The sequence below is a fragment of the Hymenobacter terrenus genome, from assembly GCF_000972495.1.
GTDB lineage: Bacteria > Bacteroidota > Bacteroidia > Cytophagales > Hymenobacteraceae > Hymenobacter > Hymenobacter terrenus.
In genome coordinates, this window is record NZ_LATM01000139.1 from 1 (window position 1) to 575 (window position 575).

General features: G+C 68.5%; 1 pseudogene. It reads left to right on the plus strand.

Going from position 1 to position 575, the window contains the following annotated elements:
• Nucleotides 1-575: pseudogene (locus WX88_RS31215) on the plus strand (hypothetical protein); the annotation flags it as partial.

The following is a 575-nucleotide window of genomic DNA, read 5'->3' on the forward strand; positions in this document are numbered from 1 at the left end:
CGCTACACCATCGCCGTCAACGCCGATGCCCTCTCCGTGTACACGGTGAACGCCCCCAAAGGCGGTGTCAACGCCTACGCCAACGGCAACGAGATTGCCCGGGTGTTTGACGTGAATGGCGGGGTGGTGACCACGCCGGGGGCCTTCACGCCCAACCCGGCCGATGGTAGCGCCCTCAACGGCAGCGCCGGCAACGTGCCCGACAACGGCGTGCGCCTGGCCTCGCCGGGGGCCTTCACCACCAACCCGTTCCCCGGCGTGGTCAACACGCTGGCCGATGCGGGCTTGGCCCTGTCGACGACCACGGGCCAACTCACGGTCGTTGACCGCACGAAGCTCCGCAGTGGCACCTACACGCTGCCCATCACGACGACGGACGCCAAGGGCGGCTCCACGACCCAGAACGTGACGTTCACCATCGGGGCCAATCCGCTGCCGGTGGAGCTGGTGGTCTTCCAGGCCCAGGCCGTGGGCAACGTGGACGCGCTGCTGAGCTGGACGACGGCCGCGGAAGTGAACAGCGCCTACTTCGCCATCGAGCGCAGCCTGGATGGGGAGAGCTTCGGGCAGGTGGG